Origin of the sequence: Curtobacterium citri, from assembly GCF_030362955.1 — a bacterium.
In the GTDB taxonomy this organism is placed as follows: domain Bacteria; phylum Actinomycetota; class Actinomycetes; order Actinomycetales; family Microbacteriaceae; genus Curtobacterium; species Curtobacterium citri.
In genome coordinates, this window is the sequence record NZ_JAUCML010000006.1 from 177,422 (window position 1) to 200,998 (window position 23,577).

Genomic DNA, 23,577 nt, shown 5'->3' on the forward strand with positions numbered 1-23,577 from the left:
GGCTAGCGTGGCGGCATGACAGCCACCTCGAGAAGCGCTCCGCTGCCGACGCCTTCGAGCTGGGTACCTCAGCTGGTTCCGCTGCGTCTGGTGCCTCGCGTCGATCGTTCGGCCTGCGCGGTCGGTCCTGCTGCTGCTTGGTTGGCGGGTGCACGCCGGTGCGGAGCGCCGCGGGAGCGGCCGCCACGCACTCAGTTCTGCCATAACCGACAAGATAGCGAACATTTGTTCACTGCGCTCGTCGAGTTTTCACGCAACCGTCGAGGAGTGTCCCACCGCAGCGAGCCGAACCTCTCGGCACTCCGTCTCGCGGTGCAGCAGGCCCGGCATGACGCAGGCTTGACGTGGGACGAACTCGCAGCGCGATCCGGGCTGCAGCGCCGAAGCGTTCAGTACCTCGTCTCAGGCGAACGGGTCGGTACGCTCAGCGCGTGGTGGAAGCTCGCTCGCGGCCTCGACGTCCGGTTCGGTGAGCTGGTAGACAGCCTCGATGAACCAGACGCAACCAGCGGGGCATCCGCTGACGGTCGATGATCACAGCAGCCCTGCTACGGAACCGCCAACGATCATGGCTACTCGAGGATGCGGAGCGGCCTCACCTTTCGACCATCCGCTGACGCGAGCTGAGCTTCAAGGTCAGATACGTGCTGGTGTAACGCGAGGGCATAACGTCGCACCTGATCCTGCGTCTCGTTCAAGGTTCGGATCTGCTCCCGCAGATCACCTATAGTCGCCTCGCGTTCCGTCAACTCGGATCGAAGTTGGGTTACCGTGACCGGATTCCGGTCGTCGTCGCTCATGCGACTGACTTCCGCCGGGATCCGTTCCTGCAGCGCTACGAGGAGCTCGTTGTAATGCTTGTGTGCACTTCCGTGCGAGTACTGGCCGATACGTGCCATGCCAGCTTTACTCACGGGTTGGCCGTTGGCTGAGAGGACCGTTCCCGCGATCAGAGATTGCAGTGGCACGGGTAGGGCTTCGCTGCTCCCGAGGAGCGAGGCTAGGAGGGCTGCCAGCTCTCGATTCGTCATTACGCCGGCACCTGACGTCGCGCAGCGGTGGCGTAGCTGCCCGGCAGTTCGTTAAGGATCAACTCGATCAAATCGGGATCCGTGAAGTTCTCAAACTCTGGCTTGAGTTCCGGCATGTCGACTTCGATCTTTTTCCTAGCGCGCTCAAAAACGCCTTCGCGCCCGACATGTTCCCTGCGTGCAAGTTCCTGTCGTGCTCGCTGGCCGATGGTCATAGCGGAGTTACGGCAGGCACCAGGGCGGCAGAGCCGGAAGTTGGCCTCGTGCACTCCGCCGCAGAGGCCGCCGGGGCCGAACACACAGATCGTGAAGGTACCCACGGTGACATTCTTGTTGTCTTTGGCTATCTTGACCAGTTGCTTGCCCGTGACGGGTTCGTTAGTGAGTTCGTACACCTCTGATCGACGAAGAGCGTCATCCAACCGCTGGTCTCCCCGGCCGTGAACGGCGGCTTCCATTCCGAGTTCGGTGATGTCGGCCGCGACGTTGACGAGTGTTTGCCCGAGAACGACCTGCCGAACTTCTTCGACGGACTCGGGGTCAGCGATGAAGACACTGTTGGGGAGGTGTCCGTAGTAGCCTTCCGCCACCTTGCGGCTGGACCAATGCGCTTGCGCCGCTGCCAGTGCATCTCCCCAGGGCTGGCTTGCGTAGCACTGAATTCCGGTGATTCGGATGACGCGGTGCGACAGCCAGGTTGGCAGTTCCGGTAGCGCGGCAATCAAGCCGCGATTGGAAAGGAACTCGCCCGCGCGCTCGAAACGGCGAAGCCACTCATGTTGGAGCACCATGGAGTCGGTTTTTGTCACCGGTCCGAGGCCCAGCCCAGGATGGAATAGGATTTCCTCGCCGGTGAGCGGATGCAGTCTCGGGGAGAGGCGGAGAGCTTTCTTGAGCCGCTTCACGATTCCAACGGCTCGGACCACGTCCTCGCTGATGACCCAAGTCGCAGGCCGCGGCTCCGGGACGTTCTTGATCAGGAACCCTCGCATTCTCGTGACGGGAATGTCGGCGTCGCCTCGCTCATAGGTGTCGGATCGGATGCAGTCATCGGGAAGCGCGGAGAACTCACGGTCGCGAACGGTAGTGAGCAACGCGACGACGTACGCGCATGCGAACGCCAACAGCGAGGTCCAGTAGTCCAAGCCGTTCCCGTACCGGGTTGCGACGAGCGAGTCGGTCCACTGGCGGAGCGATCCGTCGAGTGCCTCGACTTGCCGGATCGGAAGATCAAAGCCGTCTTCGGTGGCTGATACGCGTCGCTCGTCCCGCAGCGCAGCCCACGCCGCAACCGCGGGTCCGACTGGATTCTTCAGGACCTTGTTCGAGCATCCGGCCATCTTGACGAACGTCGCCCAAGACGGTGCGGCCGTCACCGTGTCACCGCGAAGCCCCACTGTTGCAGGGAGCGCCCGCCCGGTCTCTCTCCAGCGATGCAGTTCGATCATGACTGCAGCGAGTTGTTCATCGCGACTCAAGTGGGTCCGGTCAGGCAGGGCAGCGAGGTGTTCACGGCGCGTCAGGATGTCCTCGGCGCAGTGATCCATGATCCAGAGGCTCAACCCGAGGATCGGTCCGCAGATCTCTGGGTCCGGGCGTGCAGTGTTCGGGCCTCGCTCGGGCACTTTGAAGACCTTCATCACGCTTTCGCCGGCAAACGGTCTGCCGCCGAACATGTTTGGAAGACCTAGGACATGACGCGCTTTCCAGAGAGCTGGAAGTTGAAGGGCGCACAGTGCGTTGGTGAGTGGGGCGTTGCCAGCGTCTCGAGCTTCAACGGAGGCAACGACGGAGTTCCAGTCCTGTGGGGTGAGCGATGTACCGTGCGCGTCGACGATGGGCAACGTCACCTTGAAGGTGAGAACGTAAGCGATTGCGGTCATCATGGTCACGGGCGGTGCCGCGGCCAACGCGAGCGCGTTGGAAGCGGTCGTGTCCAAGCCGCTCATACCGTTTCTTGCAAGCGACGGATTGAGACGAAGCAGGATCCAATCTTTGACGACGGAGCGCCAACGTCTCGGAATACCTGTGAAGTCGATGCCCTTGACCGATTGATTGACGACGGGATACCCATCGACGCCCCAGACGTCGTCACCGTAGCGGACGGGCTTGCGGATCTGAACCCCGCGCGGGATGAATGCGCGGACGTCGGAGTCGTGACTCAGCGTTGACTTCGCACCTTGAACAGGTAGGGGTTGAATGAGGTCAGCGTCAGTCACGGAGTCTCGTTTCGTAGTAGGCGCAGGCAACAAGTGCTCGACCGTTGTCGACTGCTGTATTGGGTGCCGCGTCGACCAGCGCTTTCGGAAACTGCTCGAGGCTGCGCTGCGCGAACGCGTAGAGGAGCGGCGCCTCACCGTCCACCCATTCGGTTGGCTCGTACTTTCGGATGTTCAGGCTGAATTCGACAGCCGCGATGAGACCCGGGATCACTTCCGGGGTCCGAAAACCCTTCGAGCAGGTGAAACATGCGATTGGTCCGAGACCGCAGGGCAGTGCGGGATTGATTGGGGACTGTCCGTTGGTGATGCAGGCAGCGACCCCAACATCCATGATCCCCTCCGCGGCCTCGATCGCAGCCTTTGCCTCACGTTCATGAGGATTTAGCTCATTCTCGGCCGGCACGTCGGCTGACGTCAGCGTTGTCCGGTCTCGCCACCGTTGCGCGACGGAATCCTGCGTCGCAAGAAGGAGGGGCACTTTGATGACGTCGGGGACGGCATCGGCCAGATAGATCCGGGACATCTGTTCGCCCTGGCCAATAATCTTTTGCCCGGCGCTTCTTCCGCGATTTGCGGCACCCTTCCTCAGCCTGCGGAAACTGATTGTTTCCGGGAGACCACGCCGATCAGCCGCAGCCGCGACTTGCGACGACCACCACTTGCCGATAGGTGCATGGTCAAGCACTTCGTCAGCTCCGGTCGGGATGAAGAGCAGACGGTCGAAGTCGAAGGAGTGTTGGCGGAACACACGGTCAACGCTCGTGGCTGCAGTCACGAAGTCAAGGAGTCCGACGAAACTGAAAAGCCCACCCGCTGGCGCTGGTGTTCGAATGACCTGATTGTTGCGCGCCTTGACGCCGGTCGCGAATCCAGCTGTTTCGCTCGATCGCTCGACGGAATCGGAGGTGAATGACCGGATGATAGCCAGGTTGGGTCCGAGATTGTCGAGGGTGGCGAGCAGGATCATCGCTGGAATCAGTTCGTCCTCGGTGGTCGCAAATCCCTTCGGGAGCTCTGTGTCGTGCGGGGCGAGGTCAGACGCGTCGAGTTGTAGCCAGTTCTGTGGCAGGCTTCCGTATGCGTCTTGGACTGCTCTTCGGTAGCGCTGGAACCACGCGGCCACCCGGTCCTTCATCATGGCTTCGATGGCGTCCACGACGTGCGGCGAGTAGCCCGTCACCGCTGGCTTCGTGACGGGAATCGTGTAGCTGAAGAGCGCTTCCGACAGCGCCGCTCCGTTCGGATGCCACCGCTCCAATGCTCCACACACACATCGGCGCAAGTTGCGTCGCTTTGATTCATTGCCAGCTGCGCGGCCTATCGCATCCCACAGGCCGGCTGCGCTTAGCGATGCGTCATGAAGACTTGTGGACCCAGTAGAATCTTCGAGGTCGACCAGGAACTGCCGAGCCCCACTCGCCACGGTTCTCACCGTGGTAGCGGATGCCCACGTGCCTCCGTGCAGGTGGATGGTTCTAAGGAGATGTTCGGTGAGTTGTTCTCCTGCCTCGGTCATTCTAAGTTGTCGGATCAAAATGGGGTATCGGGATCCGCTGACAATGAGGCGAAGGTCCCCGCTCGGCGTCCTCGTGGCTTCTGTGATGAAGTTGGGGTTGACGCCGCGTTGGTCGGTATTCCGCGCTCTGAGGTAGAGGCGGTCGTTGTCCTGCCTCATCGCTGTTCCCGTCCGAGGAACGCATTGATCGAATACTGGCCGGCCATCAGTCCGACTTGTTGGATGTAGAGTTGTGTCGTTCTCGCGTTGATGTGACCGAGACCGGTCGATGCCATCTTCACAGCGGATTGAATGTTGACGCGATGCGGTTTGCCGTCGAGGTCTCGACCAGCGCTGGTCGGAACCCCGAAGTAGAAAAGCGCTGCGAGGTGCGTTGCGTAGGTTCCCCGGAGATCGTGGGTTGTGACGTGGGGGAAGACAGTCCCGGCTTGTTCAGCGCGGTGCTCGGCTTCAGCGGAAACCGTGCTGACGATCTCCTCGGCCGAGCGCTCACTCAAGGGGCGCCCTCGATGCACTGTCAGGAAGATCATCGCTGGTTCGTTCGTTTCTGTGACGAGTCGCCGTCGGTCCTCTGCTGTCATCGTGTTGAAGCTTCTCCGATTGCCGTCCGTGTCAACGATGCCGCGGAACTTGGCGGTCGGCCCGGTTGCCACCCGGATCGCGTTCTCTGGAGGCGTCCACCGGTCGAGTTGGTGTCGTCGTGCCCCCGTTTCCGGATTGATGAATCTGCGGACACGGTCGAGGTGTCGTCGTATGGCGGGCAGGACGACTTCTCGATTCGTCTTCGACACTGCGGCAGGAAGGCGCATCTCGATGAGGTCGCCTTCGATTGGACTGGGATTACGTAGTGTGGATCGAGGGGACTCCGGAATCTCATAAGTGAGAAGGTGAGCGAGGGTGTCGGCTCGAGCGCCGCAAGCGAGTCCGAGTGAGATGAAGGCTGCGTCGCGGGCTGCTGTGTAGTTCTGGCCGTTGTTGCGTGTGGTCGCGGCTGCGAGGAGTTCGTCGATCTGTGGGGGCTCGAGAGGTGTCTGGGCGGCACTGGCCTTCGGGATGCCTCGTCCTTCACGCATTGAGAGGACTGGACCGTTGGGAGTCCGCAATTCGTCGAGTGTGATCGGGAGGGGTATGCCGCGCTCGTCGCGCAGCCACTCGTAGAAGCCGCGGATCGTCGAGCGATCGGAAGCGATCGTGTTCCCGGACACTCGCTTCGGTCCGGTTGTGCGGGTACGGATGTAGCCGATGATGTGCGCGTTTGTTGCACCGCGGATCGACGTGTTTTGCGCGAGGACGTAGTTCAAGAAGGATCGGAGGCTGTCGGCGCGGGTGAGTGCCGTTTTAGTCCTGCGGAGGCCGGAGCGTGCATCGACTTCGCGGAGCCACGCTGTTGCGTCGTTTTCTATGATCCCGTCGATCGTGATGACGGGCGCGGAGACCGGTGGCAGGTCATGCGGAACCACGCCGAGCAAACGTCGAACGATGCTCGGATCCCACGCACCCCCCGTGTGCACGCCAACTCTCGCCACTGGGTGACCTCCCGCTCGGTGAGGCCAGTATGGCCTGCCGAAGGTGCTGGAGACAGGGGTATTCCGGATGAGTACGCAGAAACCCCCCTGCCAGCCCTTGGGCAGGAGACAGGGGGGTTTTCCGGATCTTTACCGCTTCAGGTTCGTCAGCTCCTGCAGCACCTCGTCCGAGGTCGTGATGATGCGCGCGTTCGCCTGGAACCCGCGCTGCGCCACGATCAGGTTCGTGAACTCCTGGGACAGGTCGACGTTCGACATCTCGAGCGTGCCCGAGGCGAGCGAGCCGATGCCGGCCGACCCGGGGACGCCGACGTTCGCGTTGCCCGAGTTCGCGGTCGCGCGGTAGCCCGACGCCCCGGTCTTCTCGAGGCCCGCGGGGTTGGCGAAGGTCGCGAGGGCGATGCGGCCGATCGCGAGCGAGGACCCGTTCGAGAAGGAACCGACGAGCGTGCCGTCCTTCGAGATGGAGTAGCCCTGCAGCGAGCCGGCCTCGTGGCCGTTCTGCGACGAGATCGACGCGGTGTTGAGCGTCGCGAAGCCGGACAGCTGCGTCATGTCGACGGTGATCCCACCCACCTGCATGGTCTGGCCGCTGGTGATCTTGCCGTCCGCGCCGAAGGTGATCGCGCCGGTGGCCGAGGTGCCCTGCCCGTTCGAGGCGGAGACGGACCAGCCGCCGGCGGTGCGGGTGTAGCCGAGCGACAGCGTGTGCTTGGTGCCGTACTGGTCGTAGACCGTGGCGTCGCGGTTCAGCGTCTGGCCGACGGCGGTGTCCGACGGCAGGTTGCCGCTGACCGTCGCCGAGCTCGTGGCGGTCGCCGGGGCGGCCGCGTCGACCGGCAGCATGATGTCGCTCAGGCCGCCGCCGTCGTTGACGACGCCGTTCGTGGCGGAGTAGCCCTGGACGATCTTGCCGTCGGCCGTGACCAGGCGGCCGTTCGCGTCGAAGTCGAACGCACCCGCCCGCGAGTAGACGGTGTCGTTGCCGAGGCGCGTCACGAAGAACCCGTCGCCCGAGATCATCAGGTCGGTGGCCTTGCCGGTGGCCTGCGCGGAACCCTGGGCGAAGTTGGTCGAGACGCCGGCGACCTGCACGCCGAGACCGATCTGTGCGGGGTTCGTGCCGCCGATGCCGGTCTGCGGTCCCCCGGCGCCCTGGGTCATCTGCGACAGGGTGTCCTGGAAGACGGTTGTCGACGACTTGAAGCCGACGGTGTTGACGTTGGCGATGTTGTTGCCGGTGACGTCGAGCATCTGCTGGTGCGAACGGAGACCGGAGATGCCGGAGTAGAGCGAGCGGAGCATGGTGCGACCTTTCGTGGAAGGAAGACGAGGTGGGGAAGAGGGAGGAGGGAGCGGGTCAGGCGGACTTGATACCGGAGATCACGTCGAGGTCGACCTCCTTCCCGTTCACGGTCACGGTCGGCACGCTCGCGGCGTACGACACCGCGGTGGCGGTCCCCGAGACCGCGGTCCCGGTCGTGGCGTCGGTGTAGCTGACCTGCTTGCCGACGAGGTTCGCGGCGGCCATGCGCATCTGCAGCGAGAAGTTCTCGTTGGCCGTCGTGGTCTGGTTGCTGACCTGTTCCATCATCGCGAGCTGCGTCTGCTGGCTGATCATCTGGTTCGTGTCCATCGGGGACGACGGGTCCTGGTTCCGGAGCTGCGTGACGAGCAGCTTCATGAACACCTCGGAGTCCATCGTCTGGGACTTCTTCGCGCTCGCGGTCTGCGCGACCGCGGCGGCCTGGGTGGCCGCGTCCACCGATCCGGTGATGCCGTCGAGGGGCATGGTGGTCCTCCTTCGGTCCGCGTCAGGCGAGGACGTCGAGTCCGACGGATCGGACGGTGGTCGGGCGGGTGGTGACCGGTGCGGTCGTGGTGGGGCGGGCCTCCGGGCCGGCTTCCGGTCGGAAACCTGCGGGGGTCCGCCGGTCGTCACGGCCGGGCTGCGCGTCGGGGTGGTTCTGCGACGACAGGTCGAGCGTGGTCACGACCGCGCTGCCGGCGGCGTCGCGGCGCAGGTCGGGCAGTACCTGGCGGACCGCGTCACGGCCCGCGTCCGACGCCGCGAACAGCTCGACGTGCATCCCGTGCGCGGTGACGTGGGCGCGCACCGTCACCGGACCGAGCGCGTCGGGCGAGACCTGCACGGTCACGACGTGCTCCCCCGGACCCGCCTGCGCGAGGGTGAACAGCGGACGTGTGAGCTGCTGTGCGAGCGGGGCCGGAGCGTTCGCCGTGGCGGCACCGGCGACGGTCGCCGGCGCAGTCGACGCCGGGGTGGGGACCACGAACGGCGTCTCGCCGCCGCGGGTCGGGAGCACGGCCGGGAGGCCCGCGTCGCCCTGCCCGGTCGGCCCGCGGTCCGCCCCGTGGCCGGTCCTGCCCCCGGTGGCCGGTCTGGTCGACACGACCGGTGCACCGGTGGTCGCGGCCGTCGCCGCCGGGGCCGGCTGGCCCGGACGGACGGCCTCCGCGGCGTCGCGCTGCGGGGCGGCGACCGGGACGCCGGCACCCGGCGTCGGGGTCGCCGGGGCGGCAGTGAGGGCGGGTGCACCGGCGGGGGCGTCTTCCGGGGTCGGGGTCGCCGGACCGACCGGCTGCGCCGCGAGGGCGCGTCCGGGCACCCCGGTCGCGGTCGGGAGGGGGCTGCTCGTCGCGGCTCCGCTCGCCGCCGGGGCGGTGCTGCTGCTCGGGGTCGAGGGCACGGGCGCCGGGACCACCGACGCGGTACCGGCGCTGCCGGCGACGTCCTCCGTGGTGGTCCGGCCTGCGGCGGGCACGGCGAGGGCGGCGACGGACGACGCGTCGGCGCGTGCCGGGGCGAGGGCCGTGGCCCCCGCCGCGGGGGCGGTCGGCGCGCTCGTCGCGGGAGCAGCGGCGTCGACGGGCACGGTCGGCACCGGGGTCGGGACGGGCAGCGCCCCGAGCAGGGCCGGGTCGACGAGCGAGGCCGACACGGCGACGGTCGGAGCGACGACGGCCGGAGCGACGACGGCCGGGATGACGACGGCGGGAGCGGTCGTGGTGGCGTCCTCCGTGCCGGAGCGATCCGGGCCGGGCTGCTGCACGCAGTCCGCTCCGGTCCCGGTGACGGCGGCGAGGGCGGCGTCGAACGGCACGGACGACGTACCCGCACCGGACTGCGCGCCGGCGGGGCTCGCGGGAGCGGCGGGGCGTGCGGGAGGGGCCGCGATCGTCATCGTGCTCACGCGGCGCTCCCCGATCGCATCATCGACAGCAGGGCCGCCGTCTGCAGGTCCGTCGCGGACTGCAGCGCGGTCGCCGACGATGCCGCCGGGACCGCCGCGGGTGCGGCCGCCTCGCTCGGCACGATGCGACGGATGGTCGCGATGTCCGAGTCCTTGTACCAGTTGTCGACGATGCGGACGTCCTTGCCCGGACGCGGTGCGTGCAGGACCTTGCCGTCGCCGACGTAGATGACGATGTGCTGCTCGCCCTTCGGGATGATGAGGTCGCCGGGCTTCGCCTCCGCGAGCGATCCGACCGGCACGCCCATGTCCGCCTGGTCCGGCACGACGCGGGGCATGGTGACCCCGAGGTCCTTGAACACCGTCTGCACGAGGCCCGAGCAGTCCATCCCGGAGCGGCTCTCCCCACCGAACACGTAGGGCACCCCGAGGTACTTCTTCGCGGCGGCGACCACGTCGGACCCGGTGGCGCCGCTGCCGGTCGCGAGGGTGCCGCGCCCGGCGTCGACCGAGGTCGCGGGGGCGGCGGTCGCCGGTGCCGTCCCCGCAGCGGTCGCCGCGGCGGACGCGCCCCCGGGAGCGGACGCGGTGGCGAGGGCGTCGGCGAACGCGCCGGTCGACGCCTCGGTCGAGGCGGTCGAGCCGGTCGTCGAGCCGTTCGTCCGGTCGGTCGTCGGTGCGCGCAGGGCGTCGATCTGCGTGCGGATCTCGGCGATCCGGGAGAGCACGGCGTCCACGCTCATCGGGCACCACCTTCCGTGCGGCGTCGTGCCGCGATCTCGTCGAGGGCGTTCTGTTCGGTGCGCAGGTCCTCGGCTGCCTGCTCCCGGTCGTGGTGCGCCTCGAGCTTCTCGAGCCCCAGGGCGGCACGCCGCGCGGTGTTGTACGTGGTCTGGGCCTCGTCGGCCTCGGTGCGTCGCGACCGCGCGACGGCGTCGAGCTCCTCGAGCATGCCCCGTGTCGAGGCGCGCGCCGCGGCGAGGGCACTGAGCGTCGCCGCGTCGGTCACCGCGCTGGTCTCCTCGCGGTCGGCGAGGTTCCGGCGGGCCGCGATCCGAGCGTCGGCGGCGTCCCGGACCCGGTCGTTGGCGGCGGCGAGGGCGGCCGCCGCGCGGTCCTGCTCGGCATGCCGGAGGCGGAGGAGCCCGGCGAGGGGGAAGCGTCGGGCCATCAGGCGGCCACCCCCAGCCGTGCGACGAGGGCGTCGAGCGCGCGCCACGACGTGTCGGCGTCCGCCTGCTCGTCCATCCCCTGGCGCAGGAACGCGTCGATGGTGTCCTGGTGGTCCACGGCGGCGTCGACGAGGGGGTTCGATCCGCGCTGGTACGCCCCGACGTCGAGCAGGTCCTGCGCGTTCCGCCGGGCCGCCATCACCTTCCGGAGCGCAGTCGCCGCGGCGCGCTGCCACGGCTCGGTGACCTTCGAGGCGACGCGGGAGATCGACCCGAGGGCGTCGACCGACGGGAAGTGCCCGGTGACGGCGAGCTTCCGGTCCAGCACGACGTGCCCGTCGAGGATGCTGCGGGCGCTGTCGGCGATCGGCTCGTTGTGGTCGTCCCCGTCGACGAGCACGGTGTACAGCCCGGTGATGCTCCCGACGCGGTCGGTCCCGGCGCGCTCGAGCAGTCCGGCGAGCACCGAGAACGTCGACGGCGGGTACCCCCGGGTGGCCGGCGGCTCCCCCACGGACAGGCCGATCTCGCGCTGCGCCATCGCGACGCGGGTGAGCGAGTCCATCATGAGCACGACGTCCTGCCCGGCGTCGCGGAAGGACTCCGCGATGCGGGTGGCGACGAACGCGGCGCGCAGGCGCATGAGGGCCGGCTCGTCCGAGGTCGACACGACGACGATCGAACGGGCGAGCCCCTCGGCGCCGAGGTCGTCCTCGAGGAACTCGCGGACCTCGCGCCCGCGCTCCCCGACGAGGGCGATGACGTTGACCGCGGCGTCGCTGCCGCGGGCGATCATCGACAGCAGCGACGACTTGCCGACACCGGACCCGGCGAACAGGCCCATGCGCTGCCCGCGCCCCACGGTGGTCAGGGTGTCGAGCACCCGGACGCCGAGCTGCATCGGCGCGTCGATCCGGGTCCGCGCCATGGCGTTCGGGGTCGGGTGGTCGAGCGGCACCCAGCCGTCGGTGTCGAGCGGCCCGCGGTCGTCGATCGGCCGGCCGAGGCCGTCGAGCACGCGCCCGAACAGCCCGGCACCGGTCGGCACGAGCACCGGCCGACCGGTCGGACGCACCGGGGTCCCGGCGGTGACGGCGACGAGGCGGCCGAGCGGCATGCACCGGACGCCGGTGGCGTCGGTGGCGACGACCTCGACGGCGGTCTGCGGGCCGTCGTCGGCGCCGACCGTGACGACGTCGCCGATGCGGGCGTCGAGGCCCGCGACGGTGAGCCCGAGGCCCACCGCACTGGTGACGACGCCGACGCGCTGCGGGCCGGCCTGCGCGACGGCCTCGTCGAGGCCGCGCGGGCGGAGGAGCGTCGCGGTCACCGGGTCACCCCGAGGGCGTCGCGGGCGCGGTCGAGCGCGGCGCCGAGCCGCGCGTCGAGCATCCCGTCCGGCAGGTCCACGACGGCGTCGCCGTCGCGGAGCGACGGGTCGCCGACCACCGGGACCGTCAGTCCTGCGTCGGCGACACGCGCCGCGTCGGCGGGGCTGACCCGGACGGCCAGGGCGACCGTCGCGTCGACCGCGGCGAGTGCGCGCCGGACGGTGGCCTCCGCACCGGGGGCGGGCGGCGCCTCCCGGCCGTCGTCGACACCGTCGGCCGCCGACCTGGCGGTGCGGACCGAGTACCCGACGACGGCCTCGGCGAGGTCGAGGGACGCCTGCACGAGCGACTCCTCCGCGTCCCGCAGGACCGGCACGACCTGCGACAGCAGCGCGGCGGTGGCGGCGTCGAGGACCTGCACGCGACGGACCGCCTCGGCGTGCAGCGCGGCGAGGCGCGCGGCGTGCTCGGCCTCGAGCCGGGCGCGGAGCGCGTCCGTCTCGGCCTGCGCGGCGCGGAGCCCGGCCGCGTAGCCGGCGGCGTGCCCCCGGACGTCCGCAGCGGCGGCGAGGTCGCGCGTGGTCGCGCTCCCGAGGACCGGGAACGCGACGCGCTGGACGACGGTGTCAGTCAACGAGCTCGTCCTCCTCGGCGCGGTGGACGGTGATCGTGCCCTGGGCCTCGAGCTCGCGGACGGAGCGGACGACCTCGGCGCGCGCTTCCTCGACCTGCGACACGCGGACCGGCCCCATGTTCTGCAGCTCGTCGTCGAGCACCGAGCGGTTGCGCTCGGAGACGTTCGCGCGGATGGTCTCGACGACCGGCGCGGGTGCACCCTTCATCGCGGTCGCGAGCAGCTTCGAGTCGATGCCGCGCAGCACCTGCTGGATGTCGCGCGACTCGAGCTTGACGATGTCCTCGAAGGTGAGCATCCGCGACCGGATGTCCTCGGCGAGCTCGGGGTCGCGCGCCTCGAGTCCCTCGAGCACGGCCTTCTCGGTCGCGACGTCGGAGCGGTTGATGATCTCGACCAGCGGCGCGATGCCGCCGACGACCTCGACGCTCTCGCGCGGCGACACGACCGCGCCGGCGCGCTGCCGCAGCACCCCGGCGACGATGCCGACGGCCTCCGGGGTGGCGGTGCCCATCGTCGCGAACGCCTGCGCGACGTCCGTCCGCGTGCGGTCGTCGACGCCGGCGAGCACGGCGCTGGCCTGCCCGGGCTTCAGGTGCGCGAGCACGAGGGCGATGGTCTGCGGGAGCTCCCCCTCGAGCAGGCTGACGACCTGGCCGGGTTCGGCGTCGTCGAGGAACTCGAACGACTGGCCCGCGAGGTTCGACGCGAGCCGGTCCATCACACCCGCGGCGCGCTCGGACCCGAACGACGCCTCGAGCAGCCCGAGCGCGGCGTCCTTGCCGCCGCGCTTCTGCACGCGACCGCGCTGGGTGATGCGGTGGAACTCGGACATCGTCCGGTCCACGACCGTGTCGTCGACCCGACGCATGCGCACGATCTCGGCGGAGATCTCCTCGGCCTCGAGCTCGGTGAACTGCTTCATCACCTCGGCGGCGCGCTCGGTCTCCATCTGCATGAGGATGAGCGCGACCTTCTGCGAGCCGGTCAGGGCGCGGTCGGCGGTCCCGCCGCCCGCGGGGACCGGGACGAGGGCGCTCACACCGAGGTCCGGTCGTCGAGCAGGCCGCGGAGGAGGTCGGCCGTGCGCTTCGGGTCGCGCTCGGCGAGGGCGGAGATCTCCTGGCGGCGACGCTCGGCGCTGATCTCGTCGGTCGTGAGCACCTCGGTCGGGGCGTCGTCGTGCGGCAGGGTCGGCAGGGCGACCGTCGGCGCGTCGACGTCGCCGAGTGCCAGGTCGTCCTCGACGCCGAGCGGCAGCTCGAACGTCTCACCGGCGAAGGCGTCGAGCTCGCCGACGTCCACCGCCTCGCGGGACTGGCGGCGACCGCGACGGGCCAGGACGATCGCCAGCACGACCGCGGCGGCGAGGACCGCGGCGATGATGCCGGCCGTGCGGATGGTCGACCACATGGCCTGCTGCTGCTCGTCCTGCTGCTGCTGCTGCAGTGCCTTCGCGGCGTCCTTGGCGGCGGTGTCGTCGAAGTCCATCATCGCGACGCGGACCTGGTCGCCGCGGGTGTTGTCCGCTCCGGCCGCCGCCGACACGAGGTCGTTGATGCTCTGCAGGTTCGCGTTCTGCACCGACTGGGCACGGGAGTTCAGCGCGACCGAGATGGTCTGGCGCTGCACGCCGCCGGCCGGGATCTGCGTCGTCTCGGTCGTCTTGTCGACGGCGTTGTTCTTCGTCGTCGACTCGTTCTCGTAGCCGCCGTCGCCGGAGGCCGCGGTGCCGTTCGTGCCGTTCGCGGTGCCGTTCGGCACGGCGATGTTGTCCGGGCCGAGGACCCCGGTCGCACCCGCACCCGCGCCGGAACCGGAGCCGTACTGCTCCTTCGTGCTCGACTCGTTGAGGGCGACGGGGCCGCTCGTGGGCTGCGCGAAGCTCTCCGACGTCCGGGTGCCGGACTCCTGGTTCATGGTGGCCGAGACGACCACGCTCGCGTTGCCCGGGCCGAGCGTCGTGTCGAGCAGGTCCTGGATCTTCTGTCGCGTCGTGGTGTCGTAGTCGGCGGCCTGGTCGGCCCCGCTGCCGGTCGCGCCGGTGCCGACGGCCGACAGGGTCTGCCCCTTCTGGTCGACGACCGACACGTCGGTGGGCTGCATGCCCTCGACCGCCGCGCTGGTCAGGTGCACGATCGACTGCACCTGGTCCGTCGTCAGCTGGGTGCCGTTCTCGGTCGCGACGAAGACCGACGCGGTCGGGTCCTTCTCCTCGGACACGAACACGGTCTTCTCCGGGATCGCGAGCTGCACGGTGGCGGTCTTGACGCCGTCCATCGCCGAGATGGTCTTCGCCAGCTCGCCCTCGATCGCCCGCTTGTACGTGACGTCCTGCTGGAACTCGGAACTCGTGACGCCCATCTTGTCGAGCAGCGAGTACCCGCCCTCGTTCGAGGACGGCAGGTTGTTCGACGCGGCCTTGAGCCGCTCCGAGTAGACCTTGTCCTGCGGCACGAGGATCGTCGCGCCGCCGTCCGTCAGCTGGAACGGCACGCCGTCGGTCTGCAGCTGGTCGGTGATCGAGCTGGCGTCCGCCGCGGCGAGACCCGTGAAGAGCGGCGCGTAGGACGCCTTGCCGAGGAAGCTCGCGAGCGCGACGCCGCCGAGCACCAGCGCGGCGATGCCGATGACGGCGATCGTGCGCTGTGCGGCGGAGAAGCCCTTGACGTAGCCCGTCAGGCGGGCCCACGCGTTCTGCATCGCGGCGGGCATCAGGCCTGCATCCGCATGATCTCGTTGAACGCGTCGACGCCCTTGTTGCGGACGGCGGCGACGAGCTCGAGGGTGACCTGGGCGCGCGTGGACGCGATGGTGGCGTCGTGGATGTCGTCGAGGTTGCCCGTGACGGCCTTGAGCGCGAGGGTCTTCGACGTGCTCTGCAGCTCCTGCAGGCCGTCGACCGCGTTGGTCAGGCTGCTCGCGAACCCGTCCCCGGTCGCGGTCGCGGCGCCGGTGCCGGTGGTGCCGGTCGAGGGCGCGGTGCCGGTGACGTCGGTCCCGCCGAAGGCGCGGGTCATCGCGTTCGTGGTCACACCGTTCAGTGCGTCGATGGGCATCAGTTCTTCCCGATCTGCAGTGCCGCCTCGTAGGCGGTCTTCGCACGGTCGACCACGGCGGCGTTCGCCTGGTAGCCGCGCTGGGCCATGATGAGGTCCGCCATCTGCGTGCCGAGGTCGATGTCCGGCATGCGGACGTAGCCCTCGGCGTTCGCGAGCGGGTTGTCCGGGTCGTACGTCACGCGACCGGCGGCGCTGCCGAACGCGGCCCCCTTGACGTAGGCGCCCGAGGTGCCGGCGCCCTCCTGGACCTCGACGTAGCGGGCCTGGAAGGCGGAGTCGTCCATCGACCGGACGGTGTTGACGTTCGCGATGTTGTCCGAGATCGCGTCGAGCCACTTCCGGTGCACGGTGAGGCCGGTGCTCGCGATGCCGATCGCGTCGAAGGTCGTCACGAGTTCGTCCGCATCGCCGTGCGCAGGCTCGTGGCCTCGCCACCGACCGCCTGCGTCGCGAACTGGTACCGGAGCACGGTGTCGATGTTCGACAGCGTCTCCTGGTCCAGGTTGACGTTGTTGCCGTTCGTGTTCGTCGGCTCGAGGCTCCGGGCCGTCGTCGCCGTCGCGTGTCCGTCGCCGTGCACGATCGAGTCCGCGAGGGCGTCCTCGAAGCGGACCTTCTCGGCGCGGTAGTTCGGCGTGTTGATGTTCGCGATGTTGTTCGCGATGGTGCGCTGTCGCAGCGACAGCCCGTCGAGCGCACTCTGCAGCGCGACGCTCGTCACGGAATCGAACACGTGGGACCGGTCCCCTCGGTGCGCGACGTCGTCCGACGTCGCCGGGTTGGAGGTGGCCGATCCGTGGCCGGGAGTGGTGAGCGATCCGTGCTCGAGGTGCGCTATCGACGGCGGCCGTCGGCGGCGTAAGTGCTCGCCCCGAACGGGGGGCCGGGTGCGGCACGGGTGCGCTCGCGCGTGGTCGGCGCGCGTTCTGCGACACAGCACGTGTCGATCGACACGTGGATCGTCGTCCCGTGCGCGTGCATCCAGTGCGTGCGCATCGTGCGACGTCCCGCACGTCGATCGACACGCGCACCGTCGCGGTCCGGTCAGGCTGAGGCGTCCAGGTACACGGACCCGCGCGGCTCGTCGGTCTCCGCGACCCGGCGGAGCGCGCCGAGGTGCTCCAGCGTCCGCCGTCGCTCCGTCTCGAGGTCGGCGGCGCGGTCACGCTGCGCGGCGAGCAGCCGGGAGGCACGCCCCACCAGGTCGCGCGGCACCGGTCCCAGCCCGGTCGGCTCGGTCCACGTCGTGGTCGCGTCGGCGGACAGGTCGCGCTCGAGCGCGTCCAGCGTGGTCACCCAGGCGTCGTGGGCCGCGGCCTCCTGCTCGTGCACGGGTGCCGACCCGGGCGCGAGCGCGGGCGTCTCAGGCGACACCGAGCGCTCCCCCGGTGCCGGTCGACACGGTCTGCGCCGCCGGCAGTGCCGCGGCGGCCTCGTGCCACGACTGCCGGAGCGGTTCGAGGATCCGGATGCAGTCCCGCGTCGCCTGCACGTCACGGTGCACGTTCGCGGTGATGAGCGACGTGGAAGCGTAGTTGTAGATCGCCAGCAGTCCCTCGCCGCCGTCCCACACGTCGATGCGGAGCGTCGAGGACAGCTCGCCGACGATGGCCTGGGCGTGCAGGAGCTGCTCGCGCGCGGTCTCCCAGTCGGACGTCGTCTGCGCGGCCTCGGCACGGTGCAGGTCGAGGAGCAGGCGGTCGTACAGCATGGTCACGAGCTGCGCCGGCGTCGCCGAGAGCACGGCCTCGTTCGTGTACTGCGCGCGACGCTGGTCGGTCACGGTGCGGGGCTGGGCGGCCTGCCGGAAGGCGGCGGACTGCAGGTCGAACGCGTTCATGGTCGTTCCCGTCAACTCGTCGACGTCGATGCCAGCTGGCTGGAGAGCCAGGAGGACTGGGACTGGAGCTTGCTGAGACTGGTCTCGAGGGCCGAGTACTGCGCCTGCAGCGTGGCGCGGCGCAGGGTCAGCCGGTCGGTCCAGTTGTCGATCTGGGTCGTGAGGTCCTTCGCCACGGACTGCTGCCCGGTGATGGACGTCGTGATCGACCCGTTGTACTTGTCGGACGCGGCCGTGGCGGCGGCCCCGACGTTCGCCGCGACGCCCGACAGGACCGCCTGGGTGCCCGCGGGGTCCGACGCGAGCGCGTTCTGGAACGCGGTGGCGTCGAAGGTGAACGAGCCGTCCTTCGTGATCACGATGCCGATGCTCGACGGCGACTTCCCGTTCACCGGCGCCGACATCGTTGCCGTCAGGCGCTGCACGACGTCGCGCGTGGTGCCGTCGCCGCTGAGCACGCCCGCGGTCGTCGAGGTCGTCCCCGTGGTCGGGCTCGTCGTGCTCGTCACCGCGGTGTTCGACGCGTAGTACGAGGTCACGGCGTTCAGCGCGTCGACGAGCCCCGAGGCCACCGACTGCGCCTTCGTCGTGTCGCGCGCGACGGTCACGGTGACGGGGTCGGTCGTGGGCTGGGACACGGTGACGTCGACACCGGGCAGCAGGTCCGTGAAGGTGTTCGAGGCGCTCGTGATGGTCTGGGCGGCGGCGGTGCCGGCCCAGAGGGTCACGCTCGCGTCCTTCGCCGGCGTGACGACCGCTGCGCCCGGCTGGGCGAAGACGTCGGTCGCGGTGCCCGCCGTCACCTCGTCCCCGGTCCCCCGGTAGAGCGAGAAGGCCCCGGCCGCGCCGGTCGTCGTCGCGGTGAGCTGCAGCCGGAACGTCTTCGTGCCGTCGGCGGCGCTGCCCGAGGCGACCTTCGTCGCGGTGACACCGGCGCCGGCCTTGTTGATCGCAGCGACGGTGTCGTCGAGGGACCCCGACGCCGGGGTGAACGTGGTCTGCTTGCCGTCCGCACCGACGAGGGTCAGCGGCTCGGCGGCGGACGACCACGTCGTCGACGCCGCGGTGACCGCGACCTGTGCGGAGGCCGTGGAACCGACCTGGAAGCTGAGGGAGCCGGCGCTCGCGTCCGCGCCCGTGGTGACGCTGACGCCCGACGAGGAGCTCTTCGCGGAGAAGACGTCGAGCGAGGCGGCCTTCGACGCGTCCCCGGCCTTCGTCGCCAGGGTCTGCACCAGCGAGTTGATGGTCTGCAGCGACGAGATGAACGAGTTCGTCGAGGTGAGCTTGCTCTTGAGCAGGGTCTGCGGGACCTGCTCGATCGTCATCAGCGAGTTGATGAGGTCGGTGGTCTTGAGACCGCTGACCAGGCCGTCGATCGCGAGACTGTTGCCCGACACGGACGACGTCGACATCGGTGGCTCCCTGCCGTGGGGTGGTGGACGTGGTGGGGGTACGGCGACGCCGCCGCCCGGAGGACTCGAACTCCCCCGGACGACGGCGTCAGGTCCGCTAGCGCAGGAGCGAGAGCACGCCCTGCGTGCTCTGGTTCGCCTGCGCGAGCATCGAGGTGCCGGCCTGGCTCAGGATGTTGTCGCGGGTGTACTTGACCATCTCCTGCGCCATGTCGACGTCGGTGATGCGCGAGCCGGCGGCCGTCAGGTTCTCCTTGGCCACGTTCGTCACGTTGATGGCGTGGTCGAAGCGGTTCTGGACCGCACCGAGGCTCGAACGAGCCGACGACACGGCGGAGATCTGCTGGTCGATCAGCTTGATCGCGGCCTGGGCGTTCGCGGCGGTGTCAAACTTGACGCCACCGGTGACCGACGTGCCCTCCTTGCCGGCGTCGATCCCGGCTGCAGCGACCGTCGCGTTGTCGGCGTCGAGCAGCTTGCCGCCGTCACGCGCCGACACGACGATGCCCGTACCAGCACCGTTCGCGTCCTTCTCGACGCTGACCGTGAACTTCGCCGAGAAGGCGTCGTCACGCGACAGTGCAGCCGCGTAGTCGTCGACGCTGGTGAAGGTGCTGACGTCCTTGCCGTCCGCACCCTTGAGCTGGCCCGTCGAGACCGAGGTCTTCGTGCCGTTGGCGTCGGTGGAGACGAACGTCGCCGCCTTCGACCCGTCGAGCTTGGAAAGGTCGATCGCGAACGAGCTGCCCGTCGCGGCGGTGTCACCGGAGCCGAGGGCCTTCGCGATCGCCGACACGTCGGCGCCCTTCAGGTCGACGACGATCTGGCTGCTCTTGTCGCCGTTGGCGCCGACCTGGAACGCCAGCTTGCCGGTGCCGCCGTTGGCGGAACCGTCGAGCAGGTTGATGCCGTTGAAGTTCGTCGACGACGAGATGCGGCCGAGTTCCTTCTGCAGCTCGCCGACCTCGGTGGAGATCGCCTTGCGCGAGGCGTCGTTGTTCGAGTCGTTGCCGGCCTGGACGGCCAGGTCACGCATGCGCTGGAGGATCGAGTGGGTCTCGGTGAGGCCACCTTCAGCGGTCTGCACGACGGAGATGCCGTCCTGCGAGTTGCGGGCCGCGACCGTGAGGCCACCGACCTGCGACTTGAGCCCCTCGGAGATCGACAGACCGGCAGCGTCGTCGGCAGCACGGTTGATGCGGAGACCGGTCGAGAGCTTCTCGAGGGACTTCGACAGGTCGTTCTGCGTGGAGCTGAGGTTCCGGTACGTGTTGAGTGCCGAGAGGTTGGTGTTGATGGACATACCCATGGTGGTTTCCTCCGTGAATCCTTGGGTGGTGGTGCCTGCCCGTCCATGGGCTGACATCCGGGACTCTCGGCCGTCGGGCCGAGGTCGTTAGGGGATCGGCGAGATTTCCCTCGCCGAAGGGCTAGCCCGCCGCGACGGCCGTCGGTGCGGAGGCGTCGTGCACGGCCCGCGCGACACCGGCGGCGGCGTTCGCGGCGACCCGGGCGAGGTACGCGCTGCGGCGGGCGGCGGTGGTGCGGGAGACCGGCTCGACCGCGGTGCCGTCGCCGTAGTGCTCGGCCAGGCCGTCGCGCAGGAGCCGCATCGCCTCGGAGCGCTGCTGCGACACGGCGGAGTGCGTGATCCCGAGCTCCGCGGCGACCTCAGTCACCGAGCGGTCGCCGAAGTACACGCTCTCGACGACGTACCGCATGCGCTCCGGCAGCGCGGCGACGGCGGCGCGCAGGTAGCGGCGCTTCTCGGCCTCGAGCAGGTCCTCGCCGGGGAGCGGCTGGTCGGTCGCCACCGTGTCGTGCACGGTCTCGTCGATGGGGCTGACGGTGCGGGCGGCGTCGGCCATCGCGGCGGCGGCGGTGTCGCGGTCGACGCCCATGGCATCGGCGATCTCCTGCACGCCGACCGACCGACCGAGCCGGGCGGACAGCGCCTCCTGCGTGGCGAGGGTCTCGCGGATGCGCTTCCGGGTGCCTCGGGAGGCCCAGTCGGCGGAGCGCATGTCGTCGGCGATCGCGCCGTTGATCCGGGTGCGGGCGTAGGCACCGAACGGCACGCCGAGGTCCGGGTCGAACGACTCCGCTGCGGCGACGAGCGCGAGGGACCCGACGGCGGCCAGGTCGTCGCGGTCGAGGTGGGTGGCACGCGCCCGGACGTCGGCGACGATGTAGCCGACGAGCGGCAGGTGCTCCACGATCATCGCGTTGCGTGCGTTGCGGTCCATGTGTGTTCCCCTGGTCGACCTGCTGACTGACCCGTCCGTGGGCACGACGGACACCGGCCCTCGGGAGGCCGGCGCGGTCGTCGAAGAACCACCCGGATCCTCCGGGCGGTGCGTTCCGCGTCCCTGCGACGCGGTGCGGGGTGTCCCCCGCGGTGCGGTTCGAATGTATCGGCTGGGAAAGTCCCCGGGGAGGCTGGGAACGTCCCCAGTGCGGGGGGACGACGGGCCGGAGCGGTCCGCACTTCGGCGGACATCCGCCCCGGAACCGCCGAGATTGTCCCCCGATCTGGGTCCGGTACGGCCGGACGGGAGGCGCGGCTCGGCCGGGTCCGGATCGGCGCGCTGTCCGGAAGCCGCTTACGTCGCGCCCCGCCGGACCGATAGTCGTCGGTGTCCACCGGAAGGCGGACCGGAACGACCCGAACGTCGCCGACACCGAACCCGTACCGGGAGGAGCCATGAGCGTGAACGACCTGTCCGCCGTCCTCTGGCGCGAGCGTGAACTGCTCGAACTGCTGACGTTCAAGCTCGAGGAGGAGCAGCTCCTGCTCGCCGCCGGCCGCTCCCGCTGGGTCTCGCACGCCAGCCGCGAGGTCGAGCAGGTCCTCGAGCGCCTCCGCAGCACCGGCCTCGAGCGGGCCGCGTCGAGCGCCGCCGTCGCCGAGGAGTGGGGCGTCGACCCCGCTGCTCCCCTGCGCGACGTCGTCGCAGCCGCACCGAACGGACCCTGGGGCGAGATCCTCGCCGCGCACCTGACGGCGATGGTCGAGCTGACCAGCCAGATCGGCGCGCTCCGCGACGAGAACGACCGCTTCCTCCGCACGGCCGCCCAGTCCACCGAGGAGACCCTCGCCGGGACCGTGACCGACGCCGCGACGTACGACGCATCGGGGACCTCCGGCTCCCGCGCCGACGGCGCCCGCCTGTTCGAGGGGACCCTGTAGCACCGTGGTGAGCACCTTCGGATCCCTCGCGACCGCCTACTCCGGCCTGACCGCCGCACGCGCCGGCATCGACGTCACCGGGCAGAACATCGCGAACGCCGGCACCGTCGGCTACACCCGCCAGCGCGTGACGCAGTCGTCCGTGCCCGCCGTGCAGACCGGGTTCGTCCGCGGCACCGCGGCCCTCGCCGGGCAGGGCGTGTCCGTCGACGGCATCGCGCGCCTCGGCTCCCTGACCCTCGACGCCGGGGTCCGGGCCGCGACCGGATCGTCGTCGTGGGCGCAGACCCGGGCGACCGCGCTGTCCACGCTCGAGGACGGCCTGCAGGAGCCCGGGAAGAACGGCCTCGCCACGAAGCTCGACGGCTTCTGGTCGTCGTGGGGCGACCTGGCCGCGCACCCGGACGACCCCGGTGCCGCCTCCGCCGTGATCGCCGCGGCGTCCACCGTCGCGAGCACCCTCGCGAGCGGTTCGCGGGCCGTCGAGGACCAGTGGTCCACCGTCCGTGCCACCGCCGCCACCCAGGTCGGCCAGCTCAACGACACCGCCGCGCAGGTCGCCGACCTCAACGGGAGGATCCGGGCGACGCTTGCCGGCGGCGGGAACGCGAACGAGCTCCTCGACCAGCGCGACCAGCTGACGCAGCAGATCGCGGGCCTCGCCGGCGGCACCGTCCGCACCAACACCGACGGCACGGTCGACGTGCTGCTCGGCGGCAACCCGCTCGTGCAGGGCGACACCGTCCGCACCGTCGCCCTCGAGGGCGGCGCACGCCTCGCCGACGGGCAGCCCGTCACCCTGCGGTGGACCTCCGGCAGCGCCGGCACGGTCGGCCTCGACGGCGGGTCGATCGGCGGGGCGCTGACCCTGCTCGCACCGGCCTCCGGCGGCACGGGCGGCGCACTGGCCGAGGCGTCCGCGTCCTACGACCGGGTGGCGACGCAGCTGGCGTCGACCGTCAACGCGGCACACGCGCAGGGGACCAGCCCCGGTGGCGCCACCGGAGCGCCGTTCTTCGCGCTCGCGACGGGGACCCCGGCCGCACGCGGCCTGTCGGTCGTCCCCACGGACGGCAGCGGCCTGGCGACGCGGAACGCGGCGGGGGAACTCGACGACTCGTTCGCCGATGCGCTCTCGCGACTCGGGTCGGTCGTCGGTGGTGCGGACAGCACCTGGGCGACGTTCGTGGCGGGGGTGGGCAGCGCCTCCCGGACGGCCGCATCGGAGACGACGCTGACCGGGCTCGCGCTCACCAGCGCCCGCACGCAGCAGCAGTCGGGTGCCGGCGTGGACCTCGACGAGGAGAACGTGAACCTGCTCAGCTACCAGCACGCCTACCAGGGCGCGGCGCGCGTCCTCACCGCGGTCGACGAGATGCTCGACACGCTCATCAACCGCGTCGGCATCGTCGGGAGGGGCTGA

At 69.8% G+C, this 23,577-nt stretch carries 23 protein-coding genes; 3 read left to right on the top strand and 20 right to left on the bottom strand.

Translation table 11 applies throughout. From position 1 onward, the window contains the following. Positions 1–15 precede the first annotated feature (15 nt). Entirely contained in the window at positions 16–534 is a 519-nt protein-coding gene (locus QUG92_RS17115; RefSeq protein ID WP_353063028.1) for a helix-turn-helix domain-containing protein, read from the top strand. Positions 535–1,030: 496 nt separating this feature from the next. Here the strand turns inward: QUG92_RS17115 and QUG92_RS11200 are convergent, their stop codons facing one another. The 20 genes from QUG92_RS11200 to QUG92_RS11295 form a co-directional block, all read right to left on the bottom strand. Further along, the gene (locus QUG92_RS11200; protein WP_289459120.1) at positions 1,031–3,250 is read right to left on the bottom strand and encodes a hypothetical protein; all 2,220 of its coding nucleotides are present in this window, start codon (positions 3,248–3,250) and stop codon (positions 1,031–1,033) included. After that, positions 3,243–4,433 (bottom strand): hypothetical protein, encoded by a 1,191-nt coding sequence (locus QUG92_RS11205; protein ID WP_289459121.1) that lies wholly within the window; start codon positions 4,431–4,433, stop codon positions 3,243–3,245. Before QUG92_RS11205 ends, QUG92_RS11200 begins: the two co-directional genes overlap by 8 nt. A gap of 491 nt (positions 4,434–4,924) precedes the next feature. Further along, complete coding sequence (locus QUG92_RS11210; protein WP_289459122.1) at positions 4,925–6,229, bottom strand: tyrosine-type recombinase/integrase; 1,305 nt, start codon at positions 6,227–6,229, stop codon at positions 4,925–4,927. Between the two features lie 195 nt (positions 6,230–6,424). Then, positions 6,425–7,600, bottom strand: a complete 1,176-nt coding sequence (locus tag QUG92_RS11215) for a flagellar hook protein FlgE (RefSeq protein WP_069710977.1) — start codon at positions 7,598–7,600, stop codon at positions 6,425–6,427. Between the two features lie 55 nt (positions 7,601–7,655). Further along, positions 7,656–8,087 carry a flagellar hook assembly protein FlgD gene (locus QUG92_RS11220; protein ID WP_069710978.1) on the bottom strand — a complete coding sequence of 144 codons (432 nt, stop codon included), beginning with the start codon at positions 8,085–8,087 and terminating at the stop codon, positions 7,656–7,658. Between the two features lie 22 nt (positions 8,088–8,109). After that, entirely contained in the window at positions 8,110–9,501 is a 1,392-nt protein-coding gene (locus QUG92_RS11225; RefSeq protein WP_289459140.1) for a flagellar hook-length control protein FliK, read from the bottom strand. A gap of 5 nt (positions 9,502–9,506) precedes the next feature. Continuing rightward, positions 9,507–10,253, bottom strand: coding sequence for a C40 family peptidase (locus tag QUG92_RS11230; protein WP_182046725.1), 747 nt, complete (start codon positions 10,251–10,253; stop codon positions 9,507–9,509). Next, positions 10,250–10,681: a flagellar FliJ family protein gene (locus QUG92_RS11235; RefSeq protein ID WP_069710981.1), complete on the bottom strand. Its 432-nt coding sequence runs from the start codon at positions 10,679–10,681 to the stop codon at positions 10,250–10,252. The genes QUG92_RS11230 and QUG92_RS11235 overlap by 4 nt, the downstream gene beginning before the upstream one ends. Continuing rightward, on the bottom strand, positions 10,681–12,012 hold the full coding sequence (locus QUG92_RS11240; RefSeq protein WP_289459123.1) for a FliI/YscN family ATPase: 1,332 nt from the start codon (positions 12,010–12,012) through the stop codon (positions 10,681–10,683). The genes QUG92_RS11235 and QUG92_RS11240 overlap by 1 nt, the downstream gene beginning before the upstream one ends. Beyond that, positions 12,009–12,647: a FliH/SctL family protein gene (locus tag QUG92_RS11245; protein WP_289459124.1), complete on the bottom strand. Its 639-nt coding sequence runs from the start codon at positions 12,645–12,647 to the stop codon at positions 12,009–12,011. Before QUG92_RS11245 ends, QUG92_RS11240 begins: the two co-directional genes overlap by 4 nt. Then, entirely contained in the window at positions 12,640–13,689 is a 1,050-nt protein-coding gene (gene fliG, locus QUG92_RS11250) for a flagellar motor switch protein FliG (RefSeq protein ID WP_182046729.1), read from the bottom strand. Before fliG ends, QUG92_RS11245 begins: the two co-directional genes overlap by 8 nt. Further along, positions 13,686–15,362 carry a flagellar basal-body MS-ring/collar protein FliF gene (fliF, locus tag QUG92_RS11255; protein ID WP_289459125.1) on the bottom strand — a complete coding sequence of 559 codons (1,677 nt, stop codon included), beginning with the start codon at positions 15,360–15,362 and terminating at the stop codon, positions 13,686–13,688. Before fliF ends, fliG begins: the two co-directional genes overlap by 4 nt. Next, entirely contained in the window at positions 15,362–15,706 is a 345-nt protein-coding gene (gene fliE, locus QUG92_RS11260) for a flagellar hook-basal body complex protein FliE (protein ID WP_069710985.1), read from the bottom strand. Before fliE ends, fliF begins: the two co-directional genes overlap by 1 nt. After that, the gene (locus tag QUG92_RS11265; RefSeq protein ID WP_069710986.1) at positions 15,706–16,101 is read right to left on the bottom strand and encodes a flagellar basal body rod protein FlgC; all 396 of its coding nucleotides are present in this window, start codon (positions 16,099–16,101) and stop codon (positions 15,706–15,708) included. The genes fliE and QUG92_RS11265 overlap by 1 nt, the downstream gene beginning before the upstream one ends. Then, complete coding sequence (locus QUG92_RS11270) at positions 16,098–16,442, bottom strand: flagellar basal body rod protein FlgB (protein WP_069710987.1); 345 nt, start codon at positions 16,440–16,442, stop codon at positions 16,098–16,100. The genes QUG92_RS11265 and QUG92_RS11270 overlap by 4 nt, the downstream gene beginning before the upstream one ends. Before the next feature lie 311 nt (positions 16,443–16,753). Continuing rightward, positions 16,754–17,083: a hypothetical protein gene (locus QUG92_RS11275; protein WP_289459126.1), complete on the bottom strand. Its 330-nt coding sequence runs from the start codon at positions 17,081–17,083 to the stop codon at positions 16,754–16,756. Continuing rightward, positions 17,073–17,549, bottom strand: coding sequence for a flagellar export chaperone FliS (fliS, locus tag QUG92_RS11280; RefSeq protein ID WP_083263636.1), 477 nt, complete (start codon positions 17,547–17,549; stop codon positions 17,073–17,075). Before fliS ends, QUG92_RS11275 begins: the two co-directional genes overlap by 11 nt. 11 nt (positions 17,550–17,560) lie before the next feature. Then, entirely contained in the window at positions 17,561–18,964 is a 1,404-nt protein-coding gene (gene fliD / locus QUG92_RS11285) for a flagellar filament capping protein FliD (RefSeq protein WP_289459127.1), read from the bottom strand. A gap of 97 nt (positions 18,965–19,061) precedes the next feature. Further along, on the bottom strand, positions 19,062–20,273 hold the full coding sequence (locus QUG92_RS11290) for a flagellin N-terminal helical domain-containing protein (protein WP_289459128.1): 1,212 nt from the start codon (positions 20,271–20,273) through the stop codon (positions 19,062–19,064). A 121-nt stretch (positions 20,274–20,394) separates the two neighbouring features. After that, positions 20,395–21,210 (bottom strand): sigma-70 family RNA polymerase sigma factor, encoded by an 816-nt coding sequence (locus QUG92_RS11295; RefSeq protein WP_289459129.1) that lies wholly within the window; start codon positions 21,208–21,210, stop codon positions 20,395–20,397. 458 nt (positions 21,211–21,668) lie between these two features. Between QUG92_RS11295 and QUG92_RS11300 the strand changes: the two genes are divergently transcribed. Continuing rightward, positions 21,669–22,154, top strand: coding sequence for a flagellar protein FlgN (locus QUG92_RS11300; RefSeq protein ID WP_182046735.1), 486 nt, complete (start codon positions 21,669–21,671; stop codon positions 22,152–22,154). A 7-nt stretch (positions 22,155–22,161) separates the two neighbouring features. Next, on the top strand, positions 22,162–23,577 hold the full coding sequence (flgK, locus tag QUG92_RS11305) for a flagellar hook-associated protein FlgK (protein ID WP_289459130.1): 1,416 nt from the start codon (positions 22,162–22,164) through the stop codon (positions 23,575–23,577).